The sequence below is a fragment of the Litoreibacter janthinus genome, from assembly GCF_900111945.1.
Taxonomy (GTDB): Bacteria; Pseudomonadota; Alphaproteobacteria; order Rhodobacterales; family Rhodobacteraceae; genus Litoreibacter; species Litoreibacter janthinus.
Genome location: NZ_FOYO01000001.1, coordinates 3,028,359 through 3,052,913, shown reverse-complemented (window position 1 = coordinate 3,052,913; position 24,555 = coordinate 3,028,359). Strand labels below are relative to the sequence as shown.

The 24,555-nt window shown below is 60.6% G+C and carries 30 protein-coding genes; all 30 read left to right on the top strand.

The features are described from left to right. Positions 1-750 precede the first annotated feature (750 nt). The 30 genes from BM352_RS15270 (at position 751) to BM352_RS15130 (ending at position 24,541) form a co-directional block, all read left to right on the top strand. Positions 751-1,914 (top strand): acyl-CoA dehydrogenase family protein, encoded by a 1,164-nt coding sequence (locus BM352_RS15270; protein ID WP_090218530.1) that lies wholly within the window; start codon positions 751-753, stop codon positions 1,912-1,914. Further along, entirely contained in the window at positions 1,911-2,405 is a 495-nt protein-coding gene (locus BM352_RS15265; protein WP_090218527.1) for a hypothetical protein, read from the top strand. The genes BM352_RS15270 and BM352_RS15265 overlap by 4 nt, the downstream gene beginning before the upstream one ends. Next, complete coding sequence (locus tag BM352_RS15260) at positions 2,402-2,749, top strand: hypothetical protein (protein WP_090218524.1); 348 nt, start codon at positions 2,402-2,404, stop codon at positions 2,747-2,749. The genes BM352_RS15265 and BM352_RS15260 overlap by 4 nt, the downstream gene beginning before the upstream one ends. Before the next feature lie 10 nt (positions 2,750-2,759). Next, positions 2,760-3,236, top strand: coding sequence for a hypothetical protein (locus BM352_RS19015; protein ID WP_175500706.1), 477 nt, complete (start codon positions 2,760-2,762; stop codon positions 3,234-3,236). After that, complete coding sequence (locus BM352_RS19010; RefSeq protein WP_175500705.1) at positions 3,233-3,703, top strand: lysozyme inhibitor LprI family protein; 471 nt, start codon at positions 3,233-3,235, stop codon at positions 3,701-3,703. The genes BM352_RS19015 and BM352_RS19010 overlap by 4 nt, the downstream gene beginning before the upstream one ends. 6 nt (positions 3,704-3,709) lie before the next feature. Continuing rightward, on the top strand, positions 3,710-5,305 hold the full coding sequence (locus BM352_RS15250; protein ID WP_090218519.1) for a carboxyl transferase domain-containing protein: 1,596 nt from the start codon (positions 3,710-3,712) through the stop codon (positions 5,303-5,305). Between the two features lie 104 nt (positions 5,306-5,409). Then, positions 5,410-5,829: a thermonuclease family protein gene (locus BM352_RS15245; protein ID WP_090218516.1), complete on the top strand. Its 420-nt coding sequence runs from the start codon at positions 5,410-5,412 to the stop codon at positions 5,827-5,829. A 111-nt stretch (positions 5,830-5,940) separates the two neighbouring features. Continuing rightward, on the top strand, positions 5,941-7,875 hold the full coding sequence (locus tag BM352_RS15240; protein WP_090218513.1) for an ATP-binding protein: 1,935 nt from the start codon (positions 5,941-5,943) through the stop codon (positions 7,873-7,875). Then, positions 7,868-8,524, top strand: coding sequence for a glutathione S-transferase family protein (locus BM352_RS15235; protein WP_090218511.1), 657 nt, complete (start codon positions 7,868-7,870; stop codon positions 8,522-8,524). The genes BM352_RS15240 and BM352_RS15235 overlap by 8 nt, the downstream gene beginning before the upstream one ends. Beyond that, positions 8,521-9,360, top strand: a complete 840-nt coding sequence (locus BM352_RS15230; RefSeq protein WP_090218509.1) for a hydroxymethylglutaryl-CoA lyase — start codon at positions 8,521-8,523, stop codon at positions 9,358-9,360. Before BM352_RS15235 ends, BM352_RS15230 begins: the two co-directional genes overlap by 4 nt. Before the next feature lie 12 nt (positions 9,361-9,372). Beyond that, positions 9,373-10,149 carry a crotonase/enoyl-CoA hydratase family protein gene (locus tag BM352_RS15225; RefSeq protein ID WP_090218507.1) on the top strand — a complete coding sequence of 259 codons (777 nt, stop codon included), beginning with the start codon at positions 9,373-9,375 and terminating at the stop codon, positions 10,147-10,149. A gap of 69 nt (positions 10,150-10,218) precedes the next feature. Next, on the top strand, positions 10,219-11,334 hold the full coding sequence (locus BM352_RS15220; RefSeq protein ID WP_090218504.1) for a lytic murein transglycosylase: 1,116 nt from the start codon (positions 10,219-10,221) through the stop codon (positions 11,332-11,334). A gap of 217 nt (positions 11,335-11,551) precedes the next feature. Continuing rightward, complete coding sequence (locus BM352_RS15215; RefSeq protein ID WP_090218502.1) at positions 11,552-11,917, top strand: NADH-quinone oxidoreductase subunit A; 366 nt, start codon at positions 11,552-11,554, stop codon at positions 11,915-11,917. Continuing rightward, complete coding sequence (locus BM352_RS15210; protein WP_090218500.1) at positions 11,908-12,441, top strand: NuoB/complex I 20 kDa subunit family protein; 534 nt, start codon at positions 11,908-11,910, stop codon at positions 12,439-12,441. Before BM352_RS15215 ends, BM352_RS15210 begins: the two co-directional genes overlap by 10 nt. Continuing rightward, the gene (locus BM352_RS15205) at positions 12,438-13,052 is read left to right on the top strand and encodes an NADH-quinone oxidoreductase subunit C (RefSeq protein ID WP_090218497.1); all 615 of its coding nucleotides are present in this window, start codon (positions 12,438-12,440) and stop codon (positions 13,050-13,052) included. The genes BM352_RS15210 and BM352_RS15205 overlap by 4 nt, the downstream gene beginning before the upstream one ends. Then, positions 13,049-13,279 (top strand): hypothetical protein, encoded by a 231-nt coding sequence (locus BM352_RS15200; RefSeq protein WP_090218495.1) that lies wholly within the window; start codon positions 13,049-13,051, stop codon positions 13,277-13,279. The genes BM352_RS15205 and BM352_RS15200 overlap by 4 nt, the downstream gene beginning before the upstream one ends. Further along, the gene (locus BM352_RS15195; protein ID WP_090218493.1) at positions 13,279-14,490 is read left to right on the top strand and encodes an NADH-quinone oxidoreductase subunit D; all 1,212 of its coding nucleotides are present in this window, start codon (positions 13,279-13,281) and stop codon (positions 14,488-14,490) included. The genes BM352_RS15200 and BM352_RS15195 overlap by 1 nt, the downstream gene beginning before the upstream one ends. Then, entirely contained in the window at positions 14,487-14,771 is a 285-nt protein-coding gene (locus tag BM352_RS15190) for a hypothetical protein (RefSeq protein ID WP_090218490.1), read from the top strand. Before BM352_RS15195 ends, BM352_RS15190 begins: the two co-directional genes overlap by 4 nt. A 39-nt stretch (positions 14,772-14,810) precedes the next feature. Then, positions 14,811-16,025 (top strand): NADH-quinone oxidoreductase subunit E, encoded by a 1,215-nt coding sequence (locus BM352_RS15185; RefSeq protein ID WP_090218488.1) that lies wholly within the window; start codon positions 14,811-14,813, stop codon positions 16,023-16,025. Positions 16,026-16,051: 26 nt separating this feature from the next. Continuing rightward, the gene (locus tag BM352_RS15180; RefSeq protein ID WP_139229845.1) at positions 16,052-17,188 is read left to right on the top strand and encodes an NADH-quinone oxidoreductase subunit E; all 1,137 of its coding nucleotides are present in this window, start codon (positions 16,052-16,054) and stop codon (positions 17,186-17,188) included. Positions 17,189-17,207: 19 nt separating this feature from the next. Further along, positions 17,208-17,426, top strand: coding sequence for a DUF5337 domain-containing protein (locus BM352_RS15175; RefSeq protein WP_090218480.1), 219 nt, complete (start codon positions 17,208-17,210; stop codon positions 17,424-17,426). A 44-nt stretch (positions 17,427-17,470) separates the two neighbouring features. After that, positions 17,471-18,769: an NADH-quinone oxidoreductase subunit NuoF gene (nuoF, locus tag BM352_RS15170; protein WP_090218478.1), complete on the top strand. Its 1,299-nt coding sequence runs from the start codon at positions 17,471-17,473 to the stop codon at positions 18,767-18,769. After that, positions 18,766-19,110, top strand: a complete 345-nt coding sequence (locus BM352_RS15165; protein ID WP_090218476.1) for a hypothetical protein — start codon at positions 18,766-18,768, stop codon at positions 19,108-19,110. Before nuoF ends, BM352_RS15165 begins: the two co-directional genes overlap by 4 nt. After that, positions 19,107-19,448 carry a hypothetical protein gene (locus BM352_RS15160; protein WP_090218474.1) on the top strand — a complete coding sequence of 114 codons (342 nt, stop codon included), beginning with the start codon at positions 19,107-19,109 and terminating at the stop codon, positions 19,446-19,448. The genes BM352_RS15165 and BM352_RS15160 overlap by 4 nt, the downstream gene beginning before the upstream one ends. A 12-nt stretch (positions 19,449-19,460) precedes the next feature. Then, complete coding sequence (locus tag BM352_RS15155; RefSeq protein WP_090218471.1) at positions 19,461-19,868, top strand: DUF5333 family protein; 408 nt, start codon at positions 19,461-19,463, stop codon at positions 19,866-19,868. Beyond that, on the top strand, positions 19,865-20,350 hold the full coding sequence (locus tag BM352_RS15150) for a DUF3291 domain-containing protein (RefSeq protein ID WP_090218469.1): 486 nt from the start codon (positions 19,865-19,867) through the stop codon (positions 20,348-20,350). Before BM352_RS15155 ends, BM352_RS15150 begins: the two co-directional genes overlap by 4 nt. A gap of 3 nt (positions 20,351-20,353) precedes the next feature. Beyond that, complete coding sequence (gene nuoG / locus BM352_RS15145) at positions 20,354-22,369, top strand: NADH-quinone oxidoreductase subunit NuoG (protein ID WP_090218467.1); 2,016 nt, start codon at positions 20,354-20,356, stop codon at positions 22,367-22,369. 6 nt (positions 22,370-22,375) lie between these two features. Next, positions 22,376-22,765 carry a hypothetical protein gene (locus BM352_RS15140; protein ID WP_090218465.1) on the top strand — a complete coding sequence of 130 codons (390 nt, stop codon included), beginning with the start codon at positions 22,376-22,378 and terminating at the stop codon, positions 22,763-22,765. A gap of 6 nt (positions 22,766-22,771) precedes the next feature. Then, positions 22,772-23,809: an NADH-quinone oxidoreductase subunit NuoH gene (nuoH, locus tag BM352_RS15135; protein WP_090218463.1), complete on the top strand. Its 1,038-nt coding sequence runs from the start codon at positions 22,772-22,774 to the stop codon at positions 23,807-23,809. Between the two features lie 6 nt (positions 23,810-23,815). Beyond that, positions 23,816-24,541, top strand: a complete 726-nt coding sequence (locus BM352_RS15130) for a methyltransferase domain-containing protein (protein WP_090218461.1) — start codon at positions 23,816-23,818, stop codon at positions 24,539-24,541. The last annotated feature ends 14 nt before the right edge of the window (positions 24,542-24,555 follow it).

The window sequence follows — 24,555 nt, the reverse complement described above, 5'->3', positions numbered from 1 at the left end:
CAGGCAAAGACTGTGTCGCGGCGATATGGGCCATGCGGTAGACGCGGTTATGCTCTTCTACGATGCGTTTCAGATCACCCGGCGCGTAGGTATGCGCCTGTGCGAGGCCAAGTGCCTCCGCACATAACTTGGAGCAGAAATAGCGATCCTCCACATGGCGGCGCAAGTTGATGAACTGGCTCATCAGCAATCCCCAATAGTCGTAGCCTCGACCGACATGCCGGGCTGCGCGGGAGAATGTGTCATGCGGGGCCCAAGGCACCTGCACGAATTCATAGGCGCCCTCTCGGAAGTAGAGGTCGCGCACGCAGACGCCGCCGTTTTTCCCTTGGGCGGTGACGCAGCGATGGGTTTCGCCGGTTTTGGGCTGGCGGGAACTCACTAGTAACTCACAATGCGAGAACTCGGAGCGGGTGACCCACTTGACGAGCGTGTCGCTTAACGGCCGACCCTCTCCCCTGTAGAAGGCTAGATAGATCATTTTTGTTGTCTCGATTATCTGGGTGTTAGACTGTGACGAAAATGCGGCAGAATCTGCTCCAAAGGCAAGGTAAATGCAGGAATGACAAGGGCTTAGTGGCGAAACGCCGCCCTTGAGGTAAGGAATACCTTACCTTTTGGGGCGCCTGAGATGGTAACTGCCAACAATTGATTTTTTATGAGTCGCCTCTAGAGGTCACCGACTCTGTTGACCAGTGATAATCCCCGCTCTAGTATTTGAACGTGCGTTCAATAACGGGGAGGACTACCATGTTTAACGCTTCGATGAATTTCGACTTGGGAGAAGACGTCAACGCCTTGCGCGACATGGTGCACCGCTGGGCGCAAGAACGCGTCAAACCGATCGCCGCCGAGGTCGACGCCTCCAATGAATTTCCCGCACATCTGTGGACCGAAATGGGCGAACTGGGCCTGCTTGGGATCACCGTACCAGAGGAAGACGGCGGCTCCGGCATGAGCTATCTGGCCCATGTGATCGCGGTCGAGGAAATCGCCCGCGCCTCCGCATCCGTGTCGCTGTCCTACGGCGCACATTCCAACCTTTGCGTAAACCAGATCAAGCTGAACGGCACCGCGGAGCAGAAGGCGCAATACCTCCCCGGACTCATTTCCGGCGAGCATGTCGGCGCTTTGGCGATGTCCGAGGCGGGCGCAGGCTCCGACGTTGTTTCCATGTCGTTGAAGGCGGAAAAGCGCAACGATCACTACCGCCTCTCCGGCAATAAATACTGGATCACCAATGGCCCCGACGCCTCCACCTTGGTGGTCTACGCCAAGACCGATCCTGACGCTGGCCCCAAAGGCATCACAGCCTTCATCATCGAGAAGTCGATGAAAGGCTTCTCCACCTCCCCACATTTCGACAAGCTTGGCATGCGCGGCTCCAACACCGCGGAGCTGATCTTCGACGATGTCGAAGTCCCGTTCGAGAACGTGCTGGGCGAGGAGGGGCGCGGCGTGCGTGTCCTCATGTCCGGTCTAGACTATGAACGCGTGGTTCTGGCGGGTATCGGCACCGGCATCATGGCCGCCTGTCTGGACGAGGTCATGCCCTACATGGTGGAGCGCAAGCAGTTCGGCAAACCCATCGGCTCGTTCCAACTGATGCAGGGCAAGATTGCGGATATGTATACAGCCATGAACTCCGCCCGCGCCTATGTCTACGAAGCGGGTCGTGCCTGTGATCGTGGGAATATCACGAGGCAAGACGCGGCTGCATGCTGTCTCTATGCGTCCGAGCAAGCCATGGTCCAAGCCCACCAAGCCGTGCAGGCGATGGGCGGAGCTGGATTTTTGGCTGACGCCCCCGTGGCCCGCCTGTTCCGCGACGCCAAGCTGATGGAGATCGGGGCAGGGACTTCCGAGATCAGGCGGATGCTGGTCGGTCGGGAGCTGATGGGGGCGATGGGGTGAGGCTGGCTCTCACACTCTTGGCCTTGCTGGCCCCTGGCCCAACCGCGGCTCAGGCCTTTGATCCCGGTGTCTCGCTGCAAAGTTGCGCGCGCTATGTCGATACGCTGCCAAACGACCGCGCCGAGATCTACGATCAAACTTGCATCGAACACATCTCTGCGGTGTGTAGCTTCGAGAGCAAACCACGCCTGTGCGCGCTCAAATTCCGCGATACGCTTGCCGCACACACCGAAACCCTGCGCGCGGAAATTCCGCAAGACTTTAAGCCAGATAGTAAGTTCCGTGCAGCCTCAGACCTGATCGCTATGGTTCGAAATGGCACTCAGTCATTCGATTGCACCGACGATGCGCGCGCCTTTTTCCGCAAGGACCCCAAGCTTCGCAAACTCATGCCAGATGCCAACGCCTTCTGCGCTCACATGACGGTATTTCTGCAATGGACCTCAGCTAGAGAGGCCGCGCGACTGGTACAATCAGGTGCGCCCAAATGACCCTCCGCCCCGTGCACTACATCTCCCTTACGCTCCTGACCCTGCTGCTCATCGCAGCCGCTGCCGCCTACCGCTCCCAAACCCTCAAACTCACCGAAACCCAGATTATCGAAACCTACGCCGCCCGCTACCTCGACACCCACCAAGACGCGCAGCTGACCCATTGCCGCGCGCGGCCCGGGCCGGTCAAAACCACCCGCATGGTTGTCATTTGCGGCCCGGAGCCCTTTGATGCCACTCGGCACTATGAATATCACGTCGGCCCCTTGGGCGGGCTGATCGCGCAAAACGGCCCCGCCGACTGGGCCACCAAAACCCCGCTCGCCCCGCGCGATGCGGCTTGAAGGACCGTCTATGAAGTATTTGCCCCTCATCGCCGCCCTGTTCGTGAATCCCGCCATGGCACAAGACACCATCGCGCAGGACAAAGTCCTTGTGCTGGCGTGCTTGGAAACCATGGAGGCGGGCACCACATGGCCGCAATGCGTGGAGTTGATGTTCCAGCCCTGCGTGCGCCACGAGGTCGGCACCGACGCCCACGCAACCTGTCTTGGCGGCGTGCGGGAGGAATGGTCCGGCACGGTGAAAACCTTGCAGGACGAGGTGATCGAGGCGGTCACGTCCGAGGGCTCGTCCGAGTTGCTGGACCTGATGGGCCAGTGGACCGGCTACGTTGTGCAAAAATGCCAAGAGGTTGCGGCCTCAAAGCCCAACGGCGCAGAGAGCGCGCGGCTAGGGTGCGAGATCAGCGAATTGGCGGGCCTGTCGGGGGAGTTTGCGGCGTGCTTGGAAGGCCGCTCTGCGGCGGGCTATTGCGAGATCAAACAATGAGGTTCGTGCTGCTATTGCTTGCGATGGCATCTCCGCTCTCTGCTGCGGACCTGACCGTCGAGCCCGCCCGCATTTACGCCTGCCACGCCGCCACGCCGGAAGGCCAGCGCAGCCCTGACTGCCTCGGGGCCGCGTCGGACCAGTGCCAGTTGCTGCCAGGAGGGACCACCTCGCAAGGTATCGCGACCTGCATCACGGCGGAAACAGCCATTTGGGACGATATCCTGAACGAAGAATACCAGACCACCCGAGCCGACTTGAAAACCCGCGACGCTGACGAAGGCACCGATCTCGCGGGCGGCTTGCAAAACGTGCAACGCGCGTGGATCGCCTTTCGCGACGCCGAATGTGACCTGACCTATGACCAGTGGGAGGGCGGCTCCGTGCGCGGCATCGCCTACGCCAATTGCCTGCTGGTCATGACCGCCGAACGCAGCATCGCCTTGCGCGACATGAGACCGAGGTAACGCCCCATGAAACTCACCTCCAACATCGCCGCCGGCTCCGAGGCGTTCCGCGCCAACGAGACCGCCAATTTAGAAGCCTTGCGTGTCGTGCGAGAGGCGGCACAGCACGCCGCATTGGGCGGCGGCGAAGGCCCGCGCGAACGCCACGAGAGCCGCGGCAAGATGCTGCCCCGCGACCGTGTCGCCAACCTGCTCGACCCCGGCTCGCCGTTTCTTGAAGTCGGTGCCACGGCTGCCCACGGGCTCTACGATGGCGCGGCGCCCTGTGCGGGTGTCATCGCGGGCATCGGCTTGGTGCAGGGCCGCCAAGTCATGGTGGTCTGCAACGATGCCACCGTAAAGGGCGGCACCTACTATCCGATGACGGTGAAAAAACACCTCCGCGCGCAGGAGATTGCCGAGGAAAACCACCTGCCTTGCGTCTACCTCGTGGACTCGGGCGGGGCGAACCTGCCCAATCAGGACGAGGTCTTCCCCGACCGCGACCATTTCGGGCGCATCTTCTACAATCAGGCCCGCATGTCCGCCAAGGGCATCGCGCAGATCGCCGTGGTCATGGGCTCCTGCACCGCAGGCGGCGCTTATGTGCCCGCCATGTCCGACGTCACCATCATCGTGAAGGAACAAGGCACCATCTTCCTCGCAGGCCCGCCCTTGGTGAAGGCCGCCACGGGAGAGGTTGTCACAGCGGAAGACCTCGGCGGCGGTGACGTGCACACGCGCCTGTCCGGCGTGGCGGATTATCTTGCCGAGGATGACGCGCATGCTTTGGCCTTGGCGCGGCAGGCGGTTGGAAACATTGGCGGCGGGGTTGGCAGCGTCACGCAAGGCGAAGCGCCCGCCTATGACCCGTCCGAATTGCTCGGTGTTGTGCCAGCCTCCTTGACCACCCCCTACGACATCCGCGAGGTGATCGCTCGGATCGTCGACGGCTCCCGCTTCGACGAGTTCAAGAAGCGCTTCGGCGAGACGCTGGTCACCGGCTTTGCAGACATCTGTGGCATGCAGGTGGGTATCATCGCCAACAACGGCGTGCTGTTCTCCGAGGCCGCCCAGAAGGGCGCGCATTTCGTCGAACTCTGCTCGCAACGCCGCATTCCACTGGTCTTCCTGCAAAACATCACCGGCTTCATGGTCGGGCGCCAGTATGAAAACGAAGGCATCGCGCGGCACGGCGCCAAGCTGGTGACCGCCGTGGCCACGACCTCCGTGCCGAAAATCACCATGGTGATCGGCGGCTCGTTCGGGGCGGGGAATTACGGCATGGCGGGCCGCGCCTACCAGCCGCGTTTCATGTGGTCTTGGCCCAATTCGCGCATCTCGGTCATGGGCGGCCCGCAGGCTGCCGGCGTTCTGGCGACGGTCAAGCGCGACGGGATCGAGCGCAAGGGCGGCACATGGTCCGCCGAGGAGGAGGCCGCGTTCAAGCAACCCACGATTGATATGTTCGAGGAGCAATCGCATCCGTTATACGCCTCCGCACGGCTCTGGGATGACGGCATCGTCGACCCCCGAAAGGCCCGCGACGTGCTGGCGTTATCTTTGCGCGCCGCGCTGAACGCCCCGATAGAGGAGACACGCTTCGGCGTGTTCCGGATGTGAAGCGGCGTTCGGATGAAAAATGGCTTCGGTCTTTGCTTTCTGACCGGCAGCCCCGAGCCAAACGGCCTAGGCAGCGTTTTTCTCTGCGTCGGCCATCTCGCACGATGATCGGAGCAGGGGCCGTGTTCGCGCTGTTGGTTGGACCACCCGCGATTGATGTTGCCAATGGTTTGGCGCGGGCAGGTTCGAGTTGCGTGGCGCTCGACATCATCGACGGGGATACGCTTCGCGTCTTCTGCCCAGAAGCGGGTGTCCGGTCGGCGCGGATCAAAAGCTACGACGCGCCGGAGCGCTTTTCATATAAATGCCTTTCAGAGTTCGCCGCGGGTTGGTTGGCAACGCAAAAGCTGCGGTCCCTGCTTTGGACCTCCGGCGAGATCATCATCACACCGGACGGATCGGACCGCTACGGGCGCTTACTTATCTACCTGCGCGCAGGTGGTGAGGGGGTTGCACGTAGCATGATAAAAAGCGGTCACGGTCGCGCTTATACTGGCGGGCAGCGTGCGGGGTGGTGCGCATGACGATGTCCATCGAAAGCGGGGCGTCCCCAAGGGACATCGAGCCCCTTGGTGCCGCCCAGCCCTGCGGCTTCGCCGCGTGGGCTGCCCATATCTCAAAACGAGGTGCTAAAGATGTTCTCTAAAATCCTCATCGCCAATCGCGGCGAAATCGCTTGCCGGATCATCGATACCTGCCGCCGCTTGGGCGTTGGCACTGTGGCGGTCCATTCTGATGTGGACGCAAAGGCCCGCCATGTGGCGATGGCTGACGAAGCTATCTCCCTCGGTGGTGCCACGCCTGCGGAAAGCTACCTGCGGGGCGACGCCATAATTGACGCAGCTTTGACAACCGGCGCGCAGGCAATCCACCCGGGCTATGGCTTCCTGTCGGAAAACCCCGATCTCGTCGAGGCGGTTGAAAAGGCGGGCCTGACCTTCATCGGCCCCTCCGCCCACGCCATCCGCGCGATGGGATTGAAGGACGCCGCCAAGGCGTTGATGGTCAAAGCGGGCGTACCCGTGGTGCCGGGCTACCACGAGGCGGGCCAAGATAATCTCGCCGCCGAGGCCGACAAGATCGGCTACCCCGTGTTGATCAAGGCGGTCGCGGGCGGTGGCGGCAAAGGCATGCGGCGGGTCAACGCCCCCAAGGACTTCGCGCAGGAGTTGGAAGCTGCCCAAACCGAGGCGCAAAAGGCCTTCGGCAACGCCGCCGTGCTGATCGAAAAATACGTCTCCACCCCCCGCCATATCGAGGTGCAGGTGTTCGGAGACGGCACGAAGGCGGTGCATCTGTTCGAGCGCGACTGCTCCTTGCAACGTCGCCACCAAAAGGTGATTGAGGAAGCTCCGGCCCCCGGCATGACACCCGAGATGCGCGACGCGATGGGGCAGGCGGCGGTGCGCGCAGCGGAGGCGGTGGGGTACGCTGGCGCGGGCACGGTGGAGTTCATCGTGGACGCGTCCGACGGTCTACACGCAGACCGGTTCTATTTCATGGAGATGAACACTCGCCTTCAGGTTGAGCACCCCGTGACCGAGGCCATCACCGGCGTCGATCTGGTCGAATGGCAGTTGCGCGTGGCATCGGGCGAAGGGCTGCCTGCACGTCAGGAAGAGCTTTCAATCACCGGCCATTCCTTCGAGGCCCGCATCTATGCAGAGGACGTGCCCGCAGGCTTCCTACCCGCAACCGGCACGCTGCGCCACCTGCGCTTTGCCAGCGGCGCGCGCATTGATACCGGCGTGCGGGAGGGCGACGGGATCAGTCCGCATTACGACCCGATGATTGCCAAGCTGACGGTGCATGGCCCCGACCGCGCCACAACCTTGGCGCAGCTCACGCGGGCGTTGAAGGCGACGCAAATCGGCGGGACGGTCACCAATATCGGCTTCCTCGCAGCACTGTCGGAACATGAAGGATTTGCGGCAGGTGATGTCGATACAGGCCTGATCGAGCGCGATCTTGCGGCTTTGACCGCGCAGTCCGCACCCTGCACCAAAACCCGTGCATTGGCTGCGGTCGCAGCCCTTGGGTTGCACCGCACGGTGCCTGCGTTCGCAGGGGTGTCGCTGTGGGGCGGGGTTGAGCAGACCGCTCGCTTCGCCTTTGACGAGGCGGAGGAGGCGCGGGTTGAAACACGCGCGCCCTCGCAGTTCAAGGTCACCTTGCCAGACGCTGTGCACGAGCTGGAACACATAAATGGCGCATGGATCATCGACGAAGCGAAAACCGCTGCGGGCCTTTGGTGTGACGGGGCGCAGGGCGCAGTGTTCTGGGGTAATACATACGCGTTCACCGTGTCAGATCCGCTGGACCGCGATGCGGGCCAAGGGGCAGGCGATGGGGTGACCCGTGCACCGATGCCGGGTCTGGTGCGGGTCGTAGATGTGGCCGCTGGGGCGCAGGTTAAAGCGGGGGACCGTTTGCTTGTGCTGGAAGCGATGAAGATGGAACACGCCCTGCGCGCCGACGCGGACGGGATCGTCGCTGAAGTGATGACAAGCGCGGGCGATCAGGTGACGGCAGGGGCTGCCTTGGTGCGGATGGAAGCGGATGATGACTAAGATCACGCTGCATCACGCGCACCAGACCCGCTCCATGCGCAGCCTGTGGTTGCTGCACGAGCTGGGCGTGCCGTTTGATGTGGTGGTGCATCCGTTCGGCAAGAACCTGCGCTCTGAAGCCTTTCTGAAGCTGAACCCCTCGGGCCGCGTTCCAGCTTTGGAGATCGACGGGCAAACGCTTTTCGAGACAGGTGCGATCACCGAATATCTGTGCGAAACGTTCCCCGCAGGGAACCTTGGCCGCGCTGCGGGCGACCCCGAGCGGGCCGACTGGCTGGTCTGGGTCCATTTCGCCGAGACCATCACCCAGCATTGCGCCGCGCTGACACAGCAGCACATCGCCCTGTATGAAGATCATATGCGCAGTCCCATCGTGATGAAGCTGGAGGCGGCGCGGATAGGAAAATGCTACGCCGCCCTGGAGGGACGGCTGCAAAATCGCGACTATTTGCTGGAGGGTGGCTTTTCCGCAGCCGACATTTCATGCGGCTATTCAGTGTATTCGGGCCGTCATTTTGCACATATCGAACCTTTCCCGCGCCTTTGCGCTTGGTACGCCCGCATCACCGCCCGCGAGGGCTTTCAAAAGTCTCTGCCGCCGGACGGGGAGCGTCTTTACCCCAAAGAGTTCTATGAGGTGCCAGCATGAGTGCGGTCGAAATCTTCGAGGTCGGGCCCCGTGACGGGCTGCAAAACGAAAAGGCGCAGATCGCCACCGCCGACAAGATCGCGTTGGTGGATATGCTGTCCACGGCGGGCTTCAAGCGGATCGAGGTGGCCAGTTTCGTCTCGCCCAAATGGGTGCCTCAAATGGCCGACAGTGCGGAGGTGTTGCACGGCATCACCCGTGCGGACGGTGTGTCTTACGCCGCGCTGACGCCCAATATGCGCGGGCTGGAGGGAGCGATTGCCGCGAAGGCGGACGAGGTGGCGGTGTTCGCCAGCGCCTCGGAAGGGTTCTCCAAGGCCAATGTGAACGCGACGATCGAGGAGAGTATCGCGCGGTTCATCCCGATCATGGAGGCCGCCCCGATGCCCGTGCGCGGCTATGTGTCCTGCGTGGCGGAATGCCCCTATGACGGCCCGACGGATCCCGCTGATGTGGCCCGCGTGGTGGCGCAACTGTTCGATCTGGGCTGCTACGAGGTTTCGTTGGGCGATACCGTTGGCCGTGCCACGCCGGAGCAGATTGATGCAATGTTGAAGGCTGTCACGCAAATCTGCGACGCTGATAAACTCGCGGGACACTTCCATGACACTGCGGCGCGCGCATTGCTGAACATCGACGTGGCCATGTCCCACGGAGTTCGAGTGTTTGATGCTGCGGTCGGGGGCTTGGGCGGGTGTCCCTATGCGCCCGGTGCGGCTGGCAATGTCGCGACAGAGGCCGTTCTGGCCCACCTGGAAAACGCGGGCCACACGACCGGACTTGATGCAGACATTGTGGCACGGGCGGGCCGGATGGCCCAAGCGATGCGCGGATAAGGAGACGAGCCGATGTATGAGACCTTGCTGACAGACACCGATGCGCGCGGCGTGGCGACGGTCACCCTGAACCGCCCCGACAAACGCAACGCCATGTCTGGCGAGATGATTGCGGAGTTAACGGATTGCGCCGCAGCGCTCGCATCGGATGACACGGTGCGTGCGGTGGTGTTGCGCGGGGCGGGGGCGTTATTCTGTGCGGGCGGTGACCTGAATTGGATGCGTGCGCAGATCGACGCGGATGCGGCCACCCGTGGTCGCGAGGCGGGCAAACTTGCTACGATGCTTGGGGCGTGGAACGCTTTGCCTAAACCGGTGGTTGGCCGTATCGAAGGTGCTGCGTTTGGCGGCGGTGTCGGGCTGGCCTGCGTCTGCGATGTGGCCTTGGCCGCACCCGATGCCAAGTTCGGGCTGACCGAAACCAAGCTGGGCCTGATCCCAGCCACCATCGGCCCTTACGTGATCGCCCGCATGGGCGAAGGCAACGCGCGCCGTGTGTTCATGTCCAGCCGCGTCTTCGGCGCCGATGAGGCGCAAGGCCTAGGCATCATCGCCGGCGTAACCGACGATTTGGACGCCGCTGTTGAGGCCGAAATCACGCCTTATCTGTCCTGCGCTCCCGGGGCCGTGGCCGAGGCCAAGGCGCTGGCGCTTCATCTGGGCGGCGCACCGGGGCAGGCGGAGGTGGAGCATTCCATTCAGGCGCTTGTCACCCGCTGGGAGAGCACCGAGAGCGCGGAAGGCATCGCCGCATTCTTTGACAAGCGAAAGGCGGCTTGGGTTCGCTAACCTGTATTTCGAAGTGTGACGGAATGCGTTATCAAGGGGCAAAACAACCCCATGAGAGGGAGCAGTCCTATGTTTACACGCCGTCATTTTATCGCCCTGAGCGGAGCCACCGCGCTTCAGGCTTGCAGCACAGGGGGCAGCGTGTCCGCACCGACCGCTGCGGACCCGTTGTTGAGGACTGTGCCAAATCCTGCCTTCGACGCTTGGGTGGCCAACTTCAAAACGCGCGCCTTGTCCAAAGGCATCACCGCCAGCACGTTGCAAAGCGGAATGCGCGGCGTCGGTTTTTTGCCAGAGGTGATCGAGCGTGACCGCAACCAGACCGAATTCAAACGCAGCTTCGAGGACTACCTTGCTATCGTCGCCTCGGAGGAAAAGATCAAAGCTGGCCGCGCAGCCTTTGCCCGTGAACGATCCCGCCTGAACGCCATCGAGGCAAAATACGGCGTGCCGGCCAATGTGGTCTGCGCGATTTGGGGCGTTGAAAGCAATTTCGGCACCCGCCGGGGCAATGTTCCGGTTGTGTCTGCCACCGCAACGCTGGCCTTTGAGGGGCGGCGCGGGGCGTTCTTCGAGAAGCAACTGATCGCTGCCTTGAAGATTTTGCAGACGGGCGACACCACGTCGAACCGCTTGGTTGGCTCTTGGGCGGGCGCTATGGGGCACACGCAATTTATCCCGACGTCCTATCAGCTGTTTGCGGTGGATTTCACCGGCGACGGGCGGCGCGATATCTGGTCCGACGATCCGTCCGATGCGCTGGCGTCGACGGCCGCCTATCTGGCAAAATCCGGCTGGCAGCGCTCGCAGCCTTGGGGGCGCGAAGTCACTTCCGGCGGGTTGCAGCCTGATCCGGGAGGGCCGCGCTTTGAGGTGGGGCAGAATTTCCGCGCGATCAAGCGCTACAATAACTCAGACAATTACGCGTTAGGCGTGGGCCATCTGTCCGACCGCCTTGCAGGCGGCGGCCCCCTGCGGACACCGTTCGGGCCGGATAAATACGGACTGACCATCAAGGACCGAAAGCGCCTGCAAGAGCGTCTGACTGCCAAGGGTTTTGACACGGGCGGCGCGGATGGAGTGCTTGGCCCGAAAAGCCGCAATGCCATCGCTGCCTACCAGCGTAGCGTCGGGTTGGAGGCCACAGGCAATCCCTCTCAGGCGCTTTTGCAGAGGCTCGGGTAGGCGTGCGACTCGGCGCTTTGAGGTTGGCAAAATGAGCCCTCTTGCTGCGCTGCACGAAAAGCCAGCTAAAACTACAGCGCCAGATGCTGCAAAAATTAGGACTATTCAGTGACAAGGGAGGGGGTCCATCGGTTGACCCCCTGCACGCGCGGGCGTAAAGATCACGGCAGCCAACAAGTCCTGTGAGTCATCTCAAGCAGGCAAGAAGGAGACTTACGTGGACGAGCTTCTACGCGAATACCTGCCCATCCTCATTTTTCTGGCAATAGCCATTGGTTTGGGATTGGTGTTGATACTAGCCGCGGCTGTTGTCGCAGTCCGCAATCCTGACCCAGAAAAAGTCTCTGCATATGAATGTGGTTTCAACGCATTTGATGATGCGCGGATGAAGTTCGACGTGCGGTTCTATCTGGTGTCGATCCTGTTCATTATTTTCGATCTTGAGGTCGCGTTCCTGTTCCCTTGGGCGGTTGCCTTTAAGGATGTCGGGCTACTTGGCTTCTGGTCGATGATGGTCTTCCTCGCGGTGCTGACCATCGGCTTCGCTTACGAATGGAAAAAGGGAGCACTCGAATGGGAGTAGCAACCGGCGCAAACACTGCGGGCTGGGACAAAGATGTCGCCACCGCGCAGTTGAACTCCGAGCTTCAGGACAAGGGCTTCCTTGTCACCTCGACCGAAGACATCATCAACTGGGCGCGCACCGGCTCGCTGCACTGGATGACCTTCGGGCTGGCGTGTTGCGCCGTGGAGATGATGCACACCGCCATGCCACGCTACGACATGGAGCGGTTCGGCACAGCGCCGCGCGCCTCCCCACGCCAATCGGACCTGATGATCGTGGCCGGCACGTTAACCAACAAGATGGCCCCGGCCCTGCGCAAGGTTTACGACCAGATGCCAGAGCCGCGCTACGTGATCTCCATGGGATCCTGCGCGAATGGCGGCGGCTATTACCACTATTCTTACAGCGTTGTGCGCGGCTGCGACCGGATCGTGCCGGTTGACCTCTATGTGCCGGGCTGCCCGCCCACGGCTGAGGCATTGCTGTATGGCATCCTCCAGCTGCAACGCAAAATCCGCCGGACGGGGAATATCATTCGATGACTGCTGCCCTTCAAGAACTCGCAGCTCATATCGAGCTGAAGCGCCCTGACTGTGTGCTGTCCACCGAGATCGCATTTGACGAGCTGACCGTGCATATCGCACCCAGCTCACTTGTTTCGTTTTCGGAGTTTCTGAAAACCGACCGCGCTTGCCGCTTTTCCACCATGGTGGATATCACGGCGGTGGACTACCCGACCCGCGACGCGCGGTTCGACGTCGTGTATCAATACCTGTCGATGTATCAGAACCACCGCATTCGTGTGAAAATGGCGATCCGCGAAGACGAGATCGTGCCATCGCTGCACGAGGTCTATCCGGCGGCAAACTGGTTCGAGCGCGAGATTTTCGACATGTTCGGCATCCTGTTTTCCGGCCATCCCGACCTGCGCCGCATCCTCACCGATTACGGCTTCCGCGGCTATCCGCTGCGCAAGGATTTCCCGACAACCGGTTATGTCGAAGTGCGTTATGACGAAGCCGAAAAGCGCGTTGTCTACGAGCCGGTGAAGCTGGTGCAGGAATACCGTCAGTTCGATTTCATGTCCCCATGGGAGGGCGCGGAATACATCATGCCGGGTGACGAGAAAGCCGAAGAGGGGGCGAAGAAATGAGTTTGGGCGTGTTTCCAAATGCCGACCCCTTTAGCCAAATGATCTTGTTAGGCGCATATCTGGTGTTTGCGTTTCTCTATATATTTCCTGCGCGCGTCATTCAGGTCCGCCACGGCTACAATGCTTGGATATTACTCGTCGGGTTTATACCCGCAATCGGGGCAATCGCGTTGTTTTGGGCCTTCGCGACGTCGGAACCTAAACTAAACTCTGAGGTGTCGGCATGATGGACGGTGGCAAATTCGACGACGCCCTGACGGGCGAGCAGAAGATCCGTAACTTCAACATCAACTTCGGCCCGCAGCACCCTGCGGCCCACGGCGTGTTGCGCTTGGTTCTTGAGCTGGACGGCGAGATTGTAGAACGCTGCGACCCGCATATCGGCCTGCTGCACCGTGGGACCGAGAAGCTCATGGAGAGCCGGACCTACCTGCAAAACCTGCCGTATTTCGACCGTCTCGACTACGTGTCGCCAATGAACCAAGAGCACGCTTGGTGCTTGGCCATCGAGAAACTGACCAAGACCGAAGTGCCGCGCCGCGCATCCCTGATCCGCGTGCTGTATTCCGAAATTGGCCGTATCCTGAACCACCTGCTGAACGTGACCACGCAGGCCTTGGACGTGGGCGCGCTGACGCCACCGCTTTGGGGCTTTGAAGAGCGCGAAAAGCTGATGGTGTTCTACGAGCGGGCCTGTGGCGCGCGGTTGCACGCAGCCTATTTCCGCCCGGGCGGGGTTCACCAAGACCTGCCGGATGACCTGATCAACGACATCGAGGAATGGACGACGACCTTCCCGCAGGTGCTCAGCGATATTGACGGGCTGCTGTCCGACAACCGTATTTTCAAGCAGCGCAACGCTGACATCGGGATCGTGACCGAGGATGACATCCTCAACTACGGCTTCACCGGTGTCATGGTGCGTGGCTCCGGCCTTGCATGGGATTTGCGTCGTGCGCAGCCTTATGAGTGCTACGACGAGATGGAATTCGAGATTCCCGTCGGCAAAAATGGCGACTGCTTTGACCGCTACCTGTGCCGCATGGAAGAGATGCGCCAGTCGCTGTCGATCATGCGCCAGTGCATCGACAAATTGCGGGTAGAGAAGGGCGACGTGATGGCGCGGGGCAAGATGACCCCTCCGACACGTGGCGAGATGAAAACCTCCATGGAGGCACTCATCCATCATTTCAAATTGTACACCGAGGGCTTCCATGTTCCCGAAGGTGAGGTTTACGCGGCGATCGAAGCCCCTAAGGGCGAGTTCGGCGTGTATCTGGTGGCGGACGGGACCAACAAACCCTACCGCGCCAAAATCAAGGCACCTGGGTTCCTGCATTTGCAGGCTATGGATCACATGTGCAAAGGCCACCAGCTTGCTGACGTGGCCGCGATTATTGGAACGATGGACGTAGTTTTTGGAGAGATTGACCGATGAAAAAGTTTACTGCTTTCGCCGCCGTAGGTGCCATGACCCTGAGCGCTTGCCTTCCCGCCCCCGAATTGAGCGTCGATGACGTTGATCTGGCGCGTTACGCGTCGGCTATGGCGCAGGTTGGCTGCGTTGATTTTGACGGCATCACCCATGCTGAAATTCGCAACATCACCGGTTGGAAAGATATGAAGCTCGACAAAGTGCAGGGTGAGGCAATTGCCCAGCTGCAAGCCATCGAGCAAGCCGGCGGCGGTATCCGCTCCACCGTAGGGGCCTGCGCGTAAGCGCTGCCCCTGACGCACAGATAAAGGCCTCAGACCTCCATGCTTCGCAGACTTCACGCAGACCAGCCTGACAGCTTCGCCTTCACCCCCGCCAACCTCGCGTGGGCCGAAGCGCAGATCACCAAATACCCCGAGGGGCGTCAGGCCTCGGCGATCATCCCTCTCTTGTGGCGTGCACAGGAGCAGGAGGGCTGGCTGACCCGTCCCGCAATCGAGCATATCGCAAATATGTTGGACATGGCCTATATCCGTGCCCTTGAGGTTGCGACCTTCTACTTTATGTTCCAACTACAACCCGTTGGTTCTGTTGCGCATATTCAGGTTTGCGGCACCACCTCCTGCATGATCTGCGGGGCGGAGGATCTGGTCGCAGTCTGCAAAGAGAAGATTGCACCTAAAGCCCACCAGCTGTCCGCAGATGGCAAGTTTTCGTGGGAGGAGGTCGAGTGCCTCGGCGCATGCGCCAACGCGCCAATGGCCCAGATCGGTAAGGACTATTACGAAGACCTGACCGCCAAAAGCATGGCCGATATCATCGACATGCTGGCCAAGGGCGATGTCCCGACACCGGGTTCGCAAAACGGCCGCTACGCCGCAGAGCCACGCAAGGGCCTGACCTCGCTGACCGAATTCGACAGCGGCAAGACCCAATATAACGCGTCCGTTCAACTGGCGGCTGATATTGGTGACACGGTAAAACGCATCGACGGCACCGAAGTGCCGCTTCTGGCACCGTGGCAACATGGCGGCAAAGCCAAGTCGGGTGCGGCCAACAAGGGCGCCAAGCCAACAGCTGCCAAGGCGAAGAAAGCCGCGCCACGCGCGGTCGAAGCGACCAAAGCCGAGGTTGATGCAAAGAAAGTGGGACGCCCGAAAACGGGCTCTGTCGCACCTAAAGCCAAAGCTGCGGCACCAAAGGCCAAGCCTGCTGCCACACCAGCGACAAAGGCCAAGCCGGTTGCCGCTGATGGCAAGCCGGAGCTTTTGAAAAAAGCTCGTGCCGGCGGCGCGGACGATCTCAAGATGATCAAAGGCGTCGGCCCGAAACTCGAACAGCTTCTGCACAAGCTGGGCGTCTACCACTTCGACCAGGTCGCGTCCTGGCGCAAAAAGGAAGTGGAATGGGCTGATGAGAACCTCGAAGGCTTTAAAGGCCGCGTTTCCCGGGACGAGTGGGTGAAGCAAGCCAAAGTGCTCGCCAAAGGTGGCACTACGGAATTTTCAAGCCGCGTAAAAAAAGGCGGCGTCTACTAGTCTGAAACAGACGGGGAGTACTAAATATGGGACAGAATAATACTGGCAGCTCAAGCTGCAAAACAATGTGCTGGCTGGTGGCTTTGGTTGCTGGCGTGCTCGTTGCCGCAGTTTTGATGTCGATGCGCCATCACGGGTTCTTGCCCGCGGTGTTCTGGGGGTTGGTCACGCTGCTTGTTGGTGGCTTCTTGCTGCCATGGGCGTTCTGCAACAAAGGGTCTGATGCGCACGTATCTTCCGCCCCTGCGGCGAACCCGGATGCCAGCACCGCAGCAGATGCCAAGACGGCTGCCGCTCCACTGGCCTCAAGTGATGCGGCCACCACTTCTGCTCCGGTTGCCGGATCAGCCGGCGCCGCTGCCGCAGCGCTAAGCGGTGCACCTGCTGCTGCTGTCGTGAAAGATGCGCCCAAAGTGAAGCCATCCACAGCACTTGCGGGCGAGGCTGATGTGGCTGGACGCAAAGGCGAATGGAAATACGAAGCAGAGGCGAAAGCCGATGCTCCGGCGAAGAAAGCCCCAGCCAAAAAAGCGGCCGCCAAGAAGCCTACCGCGAAGAAACCGGCGGCGAAAAAGCCAGCGGCGACAAAAACCGCCGCAAAATCCACGTCTGGCGCGGATGCGACAACCAAATCCGAACCAAAGGCCAAAGCCGCCGCGAAGCCGAAAGCTGCGCCAAAGGCAAAAGCCGCTGAGGCCAAACCAGCTGCGGCCAAGGCGAAAGCCACGCCTAAAGCCAAAGCTGCCGCCAAGCCCGCCGCTGCAAAAGCTGCGCCTGCTGCCAAGCCCAAAGCCGCACCAAAAGCCAAAGCCGCGCCAAAGGCGAAAGCTGCGACTGCTGCCAAGCCAGCCGCGAAAGCCAAGCCGGTGGCTGCCGATGGCAAACCAGAGCTTCTGAAGAAAGCCCGCGCGGGCGGTGCCGACGATCTCAAGCAGATCAAAGGCGTTGGCCCCAAGCTGGAAAGCGAGCTGAACAAACAAGGCGTGTACCACTTCGATCAGGTTGCCAGCTGGCGCAAGAAGGAAGTGGAATGGGCAGACAACAACCTTGAGGGCGTAAAAGGCCGCGTTTCCCGTGATGAATGGGTGAAGCAGGCCAAGGTTCTTGCCAAAGGCGGCGAGACCGAGTTCTCGAAGAAGGTGAAAAAGGGTGGGGTCTATTGACCTCAACCGTGACTAAACGATGAGCGGGCCCTCGCAAGAGGACCCGCGTATGGTCAAACAGGCCCGACAGGCGGCGATCGTAATTTTTGCCACGATGCTGATCTGGATAGGGGCGCAGGCGATAGGGGGGCAGCTGGGCTGGCCCGCACGGTTCGCCTTCCTGTTCGACCTTTTGGCAGGGGCCGCGTTCGTTTGGGCGCTGGTCGTTTTATTCAGGGTGTGGCGCGCCAGACGTTAGGCGCGCGTCACCCGCACATGAAGAGCAGACAGGACGCGAAAGCTATGTTGGCAGACAAGGACCGCATCTTTACCAACCTTTACGGGATGCATGACCGCTCCCTTAAAGGCGCGATGGCCCGTGGGCACTGGGATGGCACCGCTGCCATCATCAAACGTGGCCGCGACAAGATCGTTGAGGAAATGAAGGCCAGCGGCCTGCGTGGCCGTGGCGGCGCGGGGTTCCCCACCGGATTGAAGTGGTCCTTCATGCCCAAGGAAAGCGATGGCCGCCCAGCCTATCTGGTGATCAACGCCGACGAGTCAGAGCCGGGCACCTGCAAAGACCGCGAGATTATGCGCCATGACCCGCACACGCTGATCGAGGGCGCGCTGATCGCCTCTTTCGCGATGAATGCGAACGCCTGCTACATCTACATTCGCGGCGAATACATTCGTGAGAAAGAGGCGCTGCAAAACGCCATCGACGAATGTTACGAGGCCGGCCTGCTGGGCCCGAACGCAGCCAAGTCCGGTTGGGATTTTGATCTGTATCTGCACCACGGGGCAGGGGCGTATATCTGCGGCGAAGAAACCGCGCTGCTGGAAAGCCTTGAGGGCCGCAAAGGCATGCCGCGCATGAAGCCGCCATTTCCTGCGGGCGCTGGCCTTTATGGCTGCCCGACTACAGTGAACAACGTGGAATCCATTGCGGTTGTGCCGACCATTCTGCGGCGCGGTGGCGAGTGGTTTTCCAGCTTCGGGCGTCCGAACAATGCGGGCACCAAGCTGTTCGCGATCTCGGGACATGTGAACAACCCGTGCGTGGTTGAAGAGGCGATGTCGATCTCCTTCAAAGAGCTGATCGACCGTCACTGCGGTGGCATTCGTGGCGGGTGGTCAAACCTGAAAGCAGTTATTCCGGGTGGCTCCTCCGTGCCCTGCCTGCCTGCGGAGATTATGGAAAAAGAAGCCATCATGGATTTCGACTGGCTGCGCGAGCAACGTTCGGGCCTTGGCACCGCAGCGGTGATCGTCATGGACGAAAGCACCGACATCATCAAAGCAATCTGGCGGCTGTCGAAGTTCTACAAACACGAATCTTGCGGTCAGTGTACGCCGTGTCGCGAAGGCACCGGCTGGATGATGCGCGTGATGGATCGTCTGGTGACGGGCGAGGCTGAGGTTGAAGAGATTGACATGTTGCTCGACGTGACCAAGCAGGTCGAGGGCCACACCATTTGCGCCTTGGGTGACGCCGCTGCTTGGCCGATCCAAGGTTTGGTGCGCCACTTCCGCAACGAGATCGAAGACCGCATCAAGCATCAGAAGACCGGCCGTGTGTCGGCGGTGGCGGCAGAATGATGCGCGCTCTGACCCTGATCCCCGTTGCGGCCTTGCTTGCCGCTTGTGTGCCACCCGGAGCGGTCACCGAGAAGCCCAAAGGCCCACCAATCGACATCGTCGAAGCAGCCCGTGCGGGTGACACGACCCGTGTTGTTCTGCGTTACAAAGACGGCGAGGCGATCCCTGCGGCAGACGAAAACCGCGCTGTTGTCCGCGCGATGGAGATCGCGTGCCAAGACGGTGAAAGCGCCATTCCGGACACTCGCACCCGTGCCGATGGCTTGCTGACGGTGAATGTGTTCTGCGTAGGCGTTCTGGAAAGCGATCAGGTCATTGACGGATCGGGGCTCAGAACATGATCCGCATCGCCTTGATAACAGCACTGTCTCTCAGCGTTGCTTCTTGCGGGCTGCTGAGCCGTGACAAGTCGCGCAACGCCGAAAGCGAGCGTGCGCTGCCGTTCAAGGCCAAGTTGTCCTCTGGCGAGGATAAGCGCGATATCAGCATCGCGGTTGTTAACAACGGTGCAGGCGTCGAAGAGGTGCGCGAAAGCGTTCGGTTCGAGGCAACCAAATATTGCCTGCTGAACTTTGGCGGGTCTGATGCGGACTGGCAGATCAGCTCCGTAAGTGACGATTGGGCCTTCACCCAAGACGGTGACAAACTGGTGTTCAACGCGCGTTGCATCGCGCGGTAGAATGGAATGAGAATGTCGAGCGTAGTGAAATTCGGACCCTTCGCCGCTGCCGCCAGTCTGGCGGCTGCGCCTGCGATGTCCGAGACGCGCATGATGCCCGACTATTTCGTGTCTGCTCTTGTGGCGACCTCTGCCGCGCAAGCGTTGGCTCTGTCTTGCGCGGAGTTGAGCGTTGATCCGGTAGCGGTTGTTCAAGCTTCCGAAGCGCTGCTGGGTAAGCTGGAAGCCGACGGGTTTGATCCAAACGATCCGTCCGCGCAGATGGAAAGCGGCGAGGACCGCCTGAGCGCCGTGCAACAGGCCTTCATGGACAAGCACCAGCTTGAGGGCGCGTCGGGTGATGCCGTCTGCGCCGCTGGCCGTGCCGAGATGTCCGAAGGCACCGAGATCGGGTCCTTGCTGGTGGAGGTGCCGAAATGAAGGGACACCATCTGGCAGAATTGAACGTCGGCAAGCTGATCGCCCCAGTGGGTGACCCGCGCGTGGCCGAGTTCATCGACAATATCGAGCGGATCAACACTCTGGGAAAACGTATGCCCGGTTTCGTGTGGATGCTGGAAGGCTCCGGCTCTCCGGGGGCAACGGAACACGCGATTGCAGGCGATCCGCTTTACGTGCCGAACCTGACCGTGTGGGAAGACGCGGCCAGCCTAGAGACGTTTGTCTGGGGCACACTGCACAAGAAATTCTACGAAAAGCGCCAAGACTGGTTCGAGGTGCTAGGCAAAATGCACTTCGTTATGTGGTGGGTGCCGGAAGGGCACACACCGACACTGGACGAGGCGCTGGAAAGACTTGAGATGCTGAGGGAGCAGGGCGACAGCCCCGACGCCTTCGGCTGGGACTATTTGAAAGATGCGACCATGTGGAAAACACATGGCTGCCAAGTGGCTGCGGAGTAACGCATGAGCGACCTAAAGAAAGTTATCATCGACGGCAAAGAGGTCGAGTGTGAGGGGGCGATGACCCTGATCCAAGCTTGCGAGCAAGCAGGGGTCGAGGTTCCGCGTTTTTGCTATCACGAGCGCCTGACCATCGCCGGCAACTGCCGCATGTGTCTGGTCGAAGTCGTTGGCGGCCCGCCAAAGCCTGCGGCGTCCTGCGCCATGCAAGTCAAAGACTTGCGCCCCGGCCCTGAAGGCCAGCCACCGGTGGTGAAAACCAACTCGCCCATGGTCAAGAAGGCCCGCGAAGGGGTGATGGAATTCCTGCTGATCAACCACCCGCTGGATTGCCCGATTTGCGACCAAGGCGGCGAGTGCGACCTGCAAGACCAAGCGATGGCGTATGGCGTTGACTTCTCGCGCTACCGCGAACCCAAACGCGCGACGGACGATCTGGACCTTGGCCCTTTGGTCGAAACTCATATGACCCGCTGCATCTCCTGCACCCGCTGCGTGCGCTTCACGACCGAGGTCGCAGGCATCACGCAGATGGGCCAGACCGGCCGCGGTGAAGATGCGGAGATCACCTCCTATCTGGGCGAGACACTGAACTCCAACTTGCAAGGCAACATCATTGACCTGTGCCCAGTTGGCGCGCTGGTCTCGAAGCCTTACGCCTTCACCGCCCGCCCTTGGGAGTTGACCAAGACCGAAAGCATCGACGTGATGGACGCGCTTGGCTCCAGCATCCGCGTGGATACCAAAGGCCGCGAAGTCATGCGCTTCCTGCCACGCAACCATGACGGCGTGAACGAAGAGTGGATTTCCGACAAAACCCGTTTCGTCTGGGACGGCCTGCGCCGCCAGCGTCTGGACACGCCTTACATCCGTGAAAATGGCAAACTGCGCAAAGCAGGGTGGGGCGAAGCATTGGAAGCAGCGGCCAAAGCCATGAAAGGCAAGAAGCTGGCCGGTCTGGTGGGTGATCTGGCTCCTGTCGAAGCCGCATTTGCCCTGAAGCAGATGATCGAAGGCCAAGGCGGCGTTGTTGAATGCCGCACCGATGGTGCGAAGCTGCCTGCTGACAACCGTTCGGCCTATGTCGGAACCGCGCGTATCGAGGATATCGACAGTGCGAAACACATACAGCTGATTGGCACCAACCCCGCCATCGAAGCCCCCGTGCTCAACGCTCGTATCCGCAAGGCTTGGATCCACGGCGCAAATGTGGGTCTGGTCGGCGAAGCCGCTGATTTGACTTATGAATATGCGCATGTCGGTACCGACCGCGCCGCGCTCGAAGGCCTGCTGAGCCACAAGTTCGACAAGGTTCTGGACGAACCGTCGATCATCATCGTTGGCATGGGCGCCTTGACCGAGGCCGATGGCGCTGCTGTTCTGGCCAATGCGATGGAGCTGGCTGGCAAGACCAACTCCAAATTCATGGTGCTGCACACCGCCGCTGGCCGTGTAGGCGCAATGGACGTGGGCGCAGTGAACGACGCTGGCATGGACGGGATCAAGGACGCAGAGGTGATCTACAACCTCGGTGCGGACGAGGTCGACATCGATGCAGGCCCGTTCGTGATCTACCAAGGCTCCCACGGGGATCGTGGCGCGCACCGTGCCGACATCATCTTGCCGGGGGCTGCCTATACCGAAGAGCAGGCGTTGTTCGTCAACACCGAAGGCCGCCCACAACTGGCGCTGCGTGCGGGCTTTGCCCCGGGCGAGGCGAAGGACAATTGGGCCATCTTGCGCGCCTTGTCCGCCGAACTGGGCGCAGCGTTGCCGTATGACAGCTTGGCGCAGTTGCGTAAGGCACTGGTGGCCGAGGTTCCGCATCTGCTCGGCGTTGACGTCGTGCCGGAGAATACGTGGACGCCGCTTAAAGCCAAGAAAATGGGCAAAGCCGACTTCCGCCTTGCTCTGACAGACTTCTACCTGACCAACCCGATCGCACGCGCCTCTGAATTGATGGCCGAGCTGTCGGCAAATGCCAAAGCGCGGGCCAGTACCGCGATGGCGGCGGAGTAACGTGACATGCGCACGCGCATATCCTTTCTGGGGGCAGCCATGTTAGCGGCCTGCACCCCGACCGAGGGCCCGCCGCAGGAGTATTTTGCGCCGGAGTATCTTGGCATTGAAACCAGACGGCTTGACGATGACCTCGTCAGTTTTCTGGTGCGGATGAAGGGCGCGCGGACTAAGGCCGATGTGGCGGACTACGGAAAATGCGCCGCGGCGCAGTATGCACTGATCCGGGGCTTCGGATTTGCGCGCCATGTGCGCACAAACGTACAGGAAGAGGGTGGCCTTTGGGCCGGAGATGCGGTTTACACCATCTCGGCTGCGCTGCCCGACGGATTGCAAACAATCGACGCCGAAGTGGCCGTCGCAGAATGTGCCGAAACCGGCATACCAACAGTTTGAGGGACCATGGCTGACTTTCTTTCTTCTGGACTGGGGATCACCCTGATCATCGTCGCCCAATGCTTGGCAATGATCGCCTTTGTGATGATTTCTCTGCTGTTCCTCGTCTATGGCGACCGCAAAATCTGGGCGGCTGTCCAGATGCGGCGGGGGCCAAACGTCGTGGGGGTCTTCGGGCTGCTGCAATCGGTGGCCGACGCGCTGAAATACGTGGTTAAAGAGATCGTCATCCCCGCAGGTGCCGACAAGTTCGTGTTCATGCTGGCCCCGATGCTGGCCTTCGTGCTTGCGATCATCTCTTGGGCGGTCATCCCGTTCAACGACACTTGGGTTCTGGCCGATCTGAACGTCGCCATTCTCTATGTTTTCGCCATTGGTTCGCTCGAAGTCTACGGTGTGATCATGGGTGGCTGGGCCTCGAACTCCAAGTACCCGTTCCTTGGCTGCTTGCGCTCTGCGGCGCAGATGATCTCCTATGAGGTTTCCATCGGCCTGATTATTATCGGAGTTGTGCTGTCGACCGGTTCTTTGAACTTCGGTGACATTGTCCGCGCGCAGGACGGCGATTACGGCTTCTTCAGCTGGTACTGGCTGCCGCATTTCCCGATGGTTTTCTTGTTCTTTATCAGCGCCTTGGCCGAAACCAACCGCCCGCCATTCGACCTTCCGGAAGCTGAATCGGAGCTGGTTGCGGGCTATCAGGTTGAATATTCCTCAACGCCGTTCCTTCTGTTCATGGCCGGTGAGTACATTGCGATCTTCCTGATGTGCGCGCTGATCACACTGCTGTTCTTCGGTGGCTGGTTGTCCCCGATCCCGTTCCTGCCAGATGGCCCGCTGTGGATGGTTGGCAAAATGGCGTTCTTCTTCTTCATGTTTGCCATGGTGAAGGCCATCGTGCCGCGCTACCGCTACGACCAGTTGATGCGCATTGGCTGGAAAGTGTTCCTGCCGCTGTCGCTGGCTTGGGTCGTGATCGTGGCATTCTTCGCGCAATACGGTGCTTTCGGCGGGGCTTATGCGCGCTGGGTCGTAGGGGGCTAATTGATCATGGGCGTCGACTGCACCCTGTTTCAGCAATTGGTGGATCTTTCCACTCGCTTCCGGCCTTCGGGCCGGTCGTTGATGCTGGGCCGTCAGTCGTTCAAGATCGAGCCGCCCTTTGCCAAGTCCTACGAAAAGGCGCTGCGGCGCGCGAATATCGGCGAAAAGCGGTTCCACTTCCTGCAAGAGGACGGCTATTCCGAGACGCTGTTCCGCAACCTTGGTCTGGGCGAGATCGAGACGATGGATTACGCGCCCTATGAAGGGCCTGTGATCGAGCAAGACCTGAACGAGCCGGTGCCTGCAAAGCTGCACAACCAGTTCGGCTTTATCTTTGACGGTGGCACGATTGAGCATGTGTTCAACGTCCCGCAGGCTCTGGAAAACGTCTACAAGATGCTCAAGCCCGGTGGACGCTTTGTCTCGGCGAACGGCATGAACGGCTGGGTCGGGCACGGGATGTACCAGTTCTCGCCTGAGCTGGTGTGGACGTTCTGGAAACGCAAATGCCAGTGCCTCGTGCATATCTGCGCGGGCATCCACAAAATTCCGGGAACAGCGAAGCCGCTCAACTTTCCGGACGCCGCTGAGACCGGTCGCAGGTTGCGCTTGAAGGGAATGATCCCCGAAGGGCGGATGTATCTGCACTACGAAATAGAAAAGACGACTGCAAAGATCCGGAGCGGATCGGCCTTGCAGAGCGACTACCAAATGAAATGGGCCGACGCATGACGCGCCGCCTTACG

What these genes read in the sequence shown, in the direction of transcription:
- nuoF (WP_090218478.1), top strand. Translation starts at nt 17,471, where the DNA reads ATGTTGGCAGACAAGGACCGCATCTTTACCAACCTTTACGGGATGCAT.
- BM352_RS15230 (WP_090218509.1), top strand. Translation starts at nt 8,521, where the DNA reads ATGAGTGCGGTCGAAATCTTCGAGGTCGGGCCCCGTGACGGGCTGCAA.
- BM352_RS19010 (WP_175500705.1), top strand. Translation starts at nt 3,233, where the DNA reads ATGAGGTTCGTGCTGCTATTGCTTGCGATGGCATCTCCGCTCTCTGCT.
- BM352_RS15175 (WP_090218480.1), top strand. Translation starts at nt 17,208, where the DNA reads ATGAGCGGGCCCTCGCAAGAGGACCCGCGTATGGTCAAACAGGCCCGA.
- BM352_RS15195 (WP_090218493.1), top strand. Translation starts at nt 13,279, where the DNA reads ATGGACGGTGGCAAATTCGACGACGCCCTGACGGGCGAGCAGAAGATC.
- BM352_RS15130 (WP_090218461.1), top strand. Translation starts at nt 23,816, where the DNA reads ATGGGCGTCGACTGCACCCTGTTTCAGCAATTGGTGGATCTTTCCACT.
- BM352_RS15180 (WP_139229845.1), top strand. Translation starts at nt 16,052, where the DNA reads ATGGGACAGAATAATACTGGCAGCTCAAGCTGCAAAACAATGTGCTGG.
- BM352_RS15160 (WP_090218474.1), top strand. Translation starts at nt 19,107, where the DNA reads ATGATCCGCATCGCCTTGATAACAGCACTGTCTCTCAGCGTTGCTTCT.
- BM352_RS15185 (WP_090218488.1), top strand. Translation starts at nt 14,811, where the DNA reads ATGCTTCGCAGACTTCACGCAGACCAGCCTGACAGCTTCGCCTTCACC.
- BM352_RS15155 (WP_090218471.1), top strand. Translation starts at nt 19,461, where the DNA reads ATGTCGAGCGTAGTGAAATTCGGACCCTTCGCCGCTGCCGCCAGTCTG.
- BM352_RS15250 (WP_090218519.1), top strand. Translation starts at nt 3,710, where the DNA reads ATGAAACTCACCTCCAACATCGCCGCCGGCTCCGAGGCGTTCCGCGCC.
- BM352_RS15140 (WP_090218465.1), top strand. Translation starts at nt 22,376, where the DNA reads ATGCGCACGCGCATATCCTTTCTGGGGGCAGCCATGTTAGCGGCCTGC.
- BM352_RS15210 (WP_090218500.1), top strand. Translation starts at nt 11,908, where the DNA reads ATGGGAGTAGCAACCGGCGCAAACACTGCGGGCTGGGACAAAGATGTC.
- BM352_RS15260 (WP_090218524.1), top strand. Translation starts at nt 2,402, where the DNA reads ATGACCCTCCGCCCCGTGCACTACATCTCCCTTACGCTCCTGACCCTG.
- BM352_RS15270 (WP_090218530.1), top strand. Translation starts at nt 751, where the DNA reads ATGTTTAACGCTTCGATGAATTTCGACTTGGGAGAAGACGTCAACGCC.
- nuoH (WP_090218463.1), top strand. Translation starts at nt 22,772, where the DNA reads ATGGCTGACTTTCTTTCTTCTGGACTGGGGATCACCCTGATCATCGTC.
- BM352_RS15205 (WP_090218497.1), top strand. Translation starts at nt 12,438, where the DNA reads ATGACTGCTGCCCTTCAAGAACTCGCAGCTCATATCGAGCTGAAGCGC.
- BM352_RS15225 (WP_090218507.1), top strand. Translation starts at nt 9,373, where the DNA reads ATGTATGAGACCTTGCTGACAGACACCGATGCGCGCGGCGTGGCGACG.
- BM352_RS15245 (WP_090218516.1), top strand. Translation starts at nt 5,410, where the DNA reads ATGATCGGAGCAGGGGCCGTGTTCGCGCTGTTGGTTGGACCACCCGCG.
- BM352_RS15240 (WP_090218513.1), top strand. Translation starts at nt 5,941, where the DNA reads ATGTTCTCTAAAATCCTCATCGCCAATCGCGGCGAAATCGCTTGCCGG.
- nuoG (WP_090218467.1), top strand. Translation starts at nt 20,354, where the DNA reads ATGAGCGACCTAAAGAAAGTTATCATCGACGGCAAAGAGGTCGAGTGT.
- BM352_RS15190 (WP_090218490.1), top strand. Translation starts at nt 14,487, where the DNA reads ATGAAAAAGTTTACTGCTTTCGCCGCCGTAGGTGCCATGACCCTGAGC.
- BM352_RS15235 (WP_090218511.1), top strand. Translation starts at nt 7,868, where the DNA reads ATGACTAAGATCACGCTGCATCACGCGCACCAGACCCGCTCCATGCGC.
- BM352_RS15220 (WP_090218504.1), top strand. Translation starts at nt 10,219, where the DNA reads ATGTTTACACGCCGTCATTTTATCGCCCTGAGCGGAGCCACCGCGCTT.
- BM352_RS15200 (WP_090218495.1), top strand. Translation starts at nt 13,049, where the DNA reads ATGAGTTTGGGCGTGTTTCCAAATGCCGACCCCTTTAGCCAAATGATC.
- BM352_RS19015 (WP_175500706.1), top strand. Translation starts at nt 2,760, where the DNA reads ATGAAGTATTTGCCCCTCATCGCCGCCCTGTTCGTGAATCCCGCCATG.
- BM352_RS15165 (WP_090218476.1), top strand. Translation starts at nt 18,766, where the DNA reads ATGATGCGCGCTCTGACCCTGATCCCCGTTGCGGCCTTGCTTGCCGCT.
- BM352_RS15150 (WP_090218469.1), top strand. Translation starts at nt 19,865, where the DNA reads ATGAAGGGACACCATCTGGCAGAATTGAACGTCGGCAAGCTGATCGCC.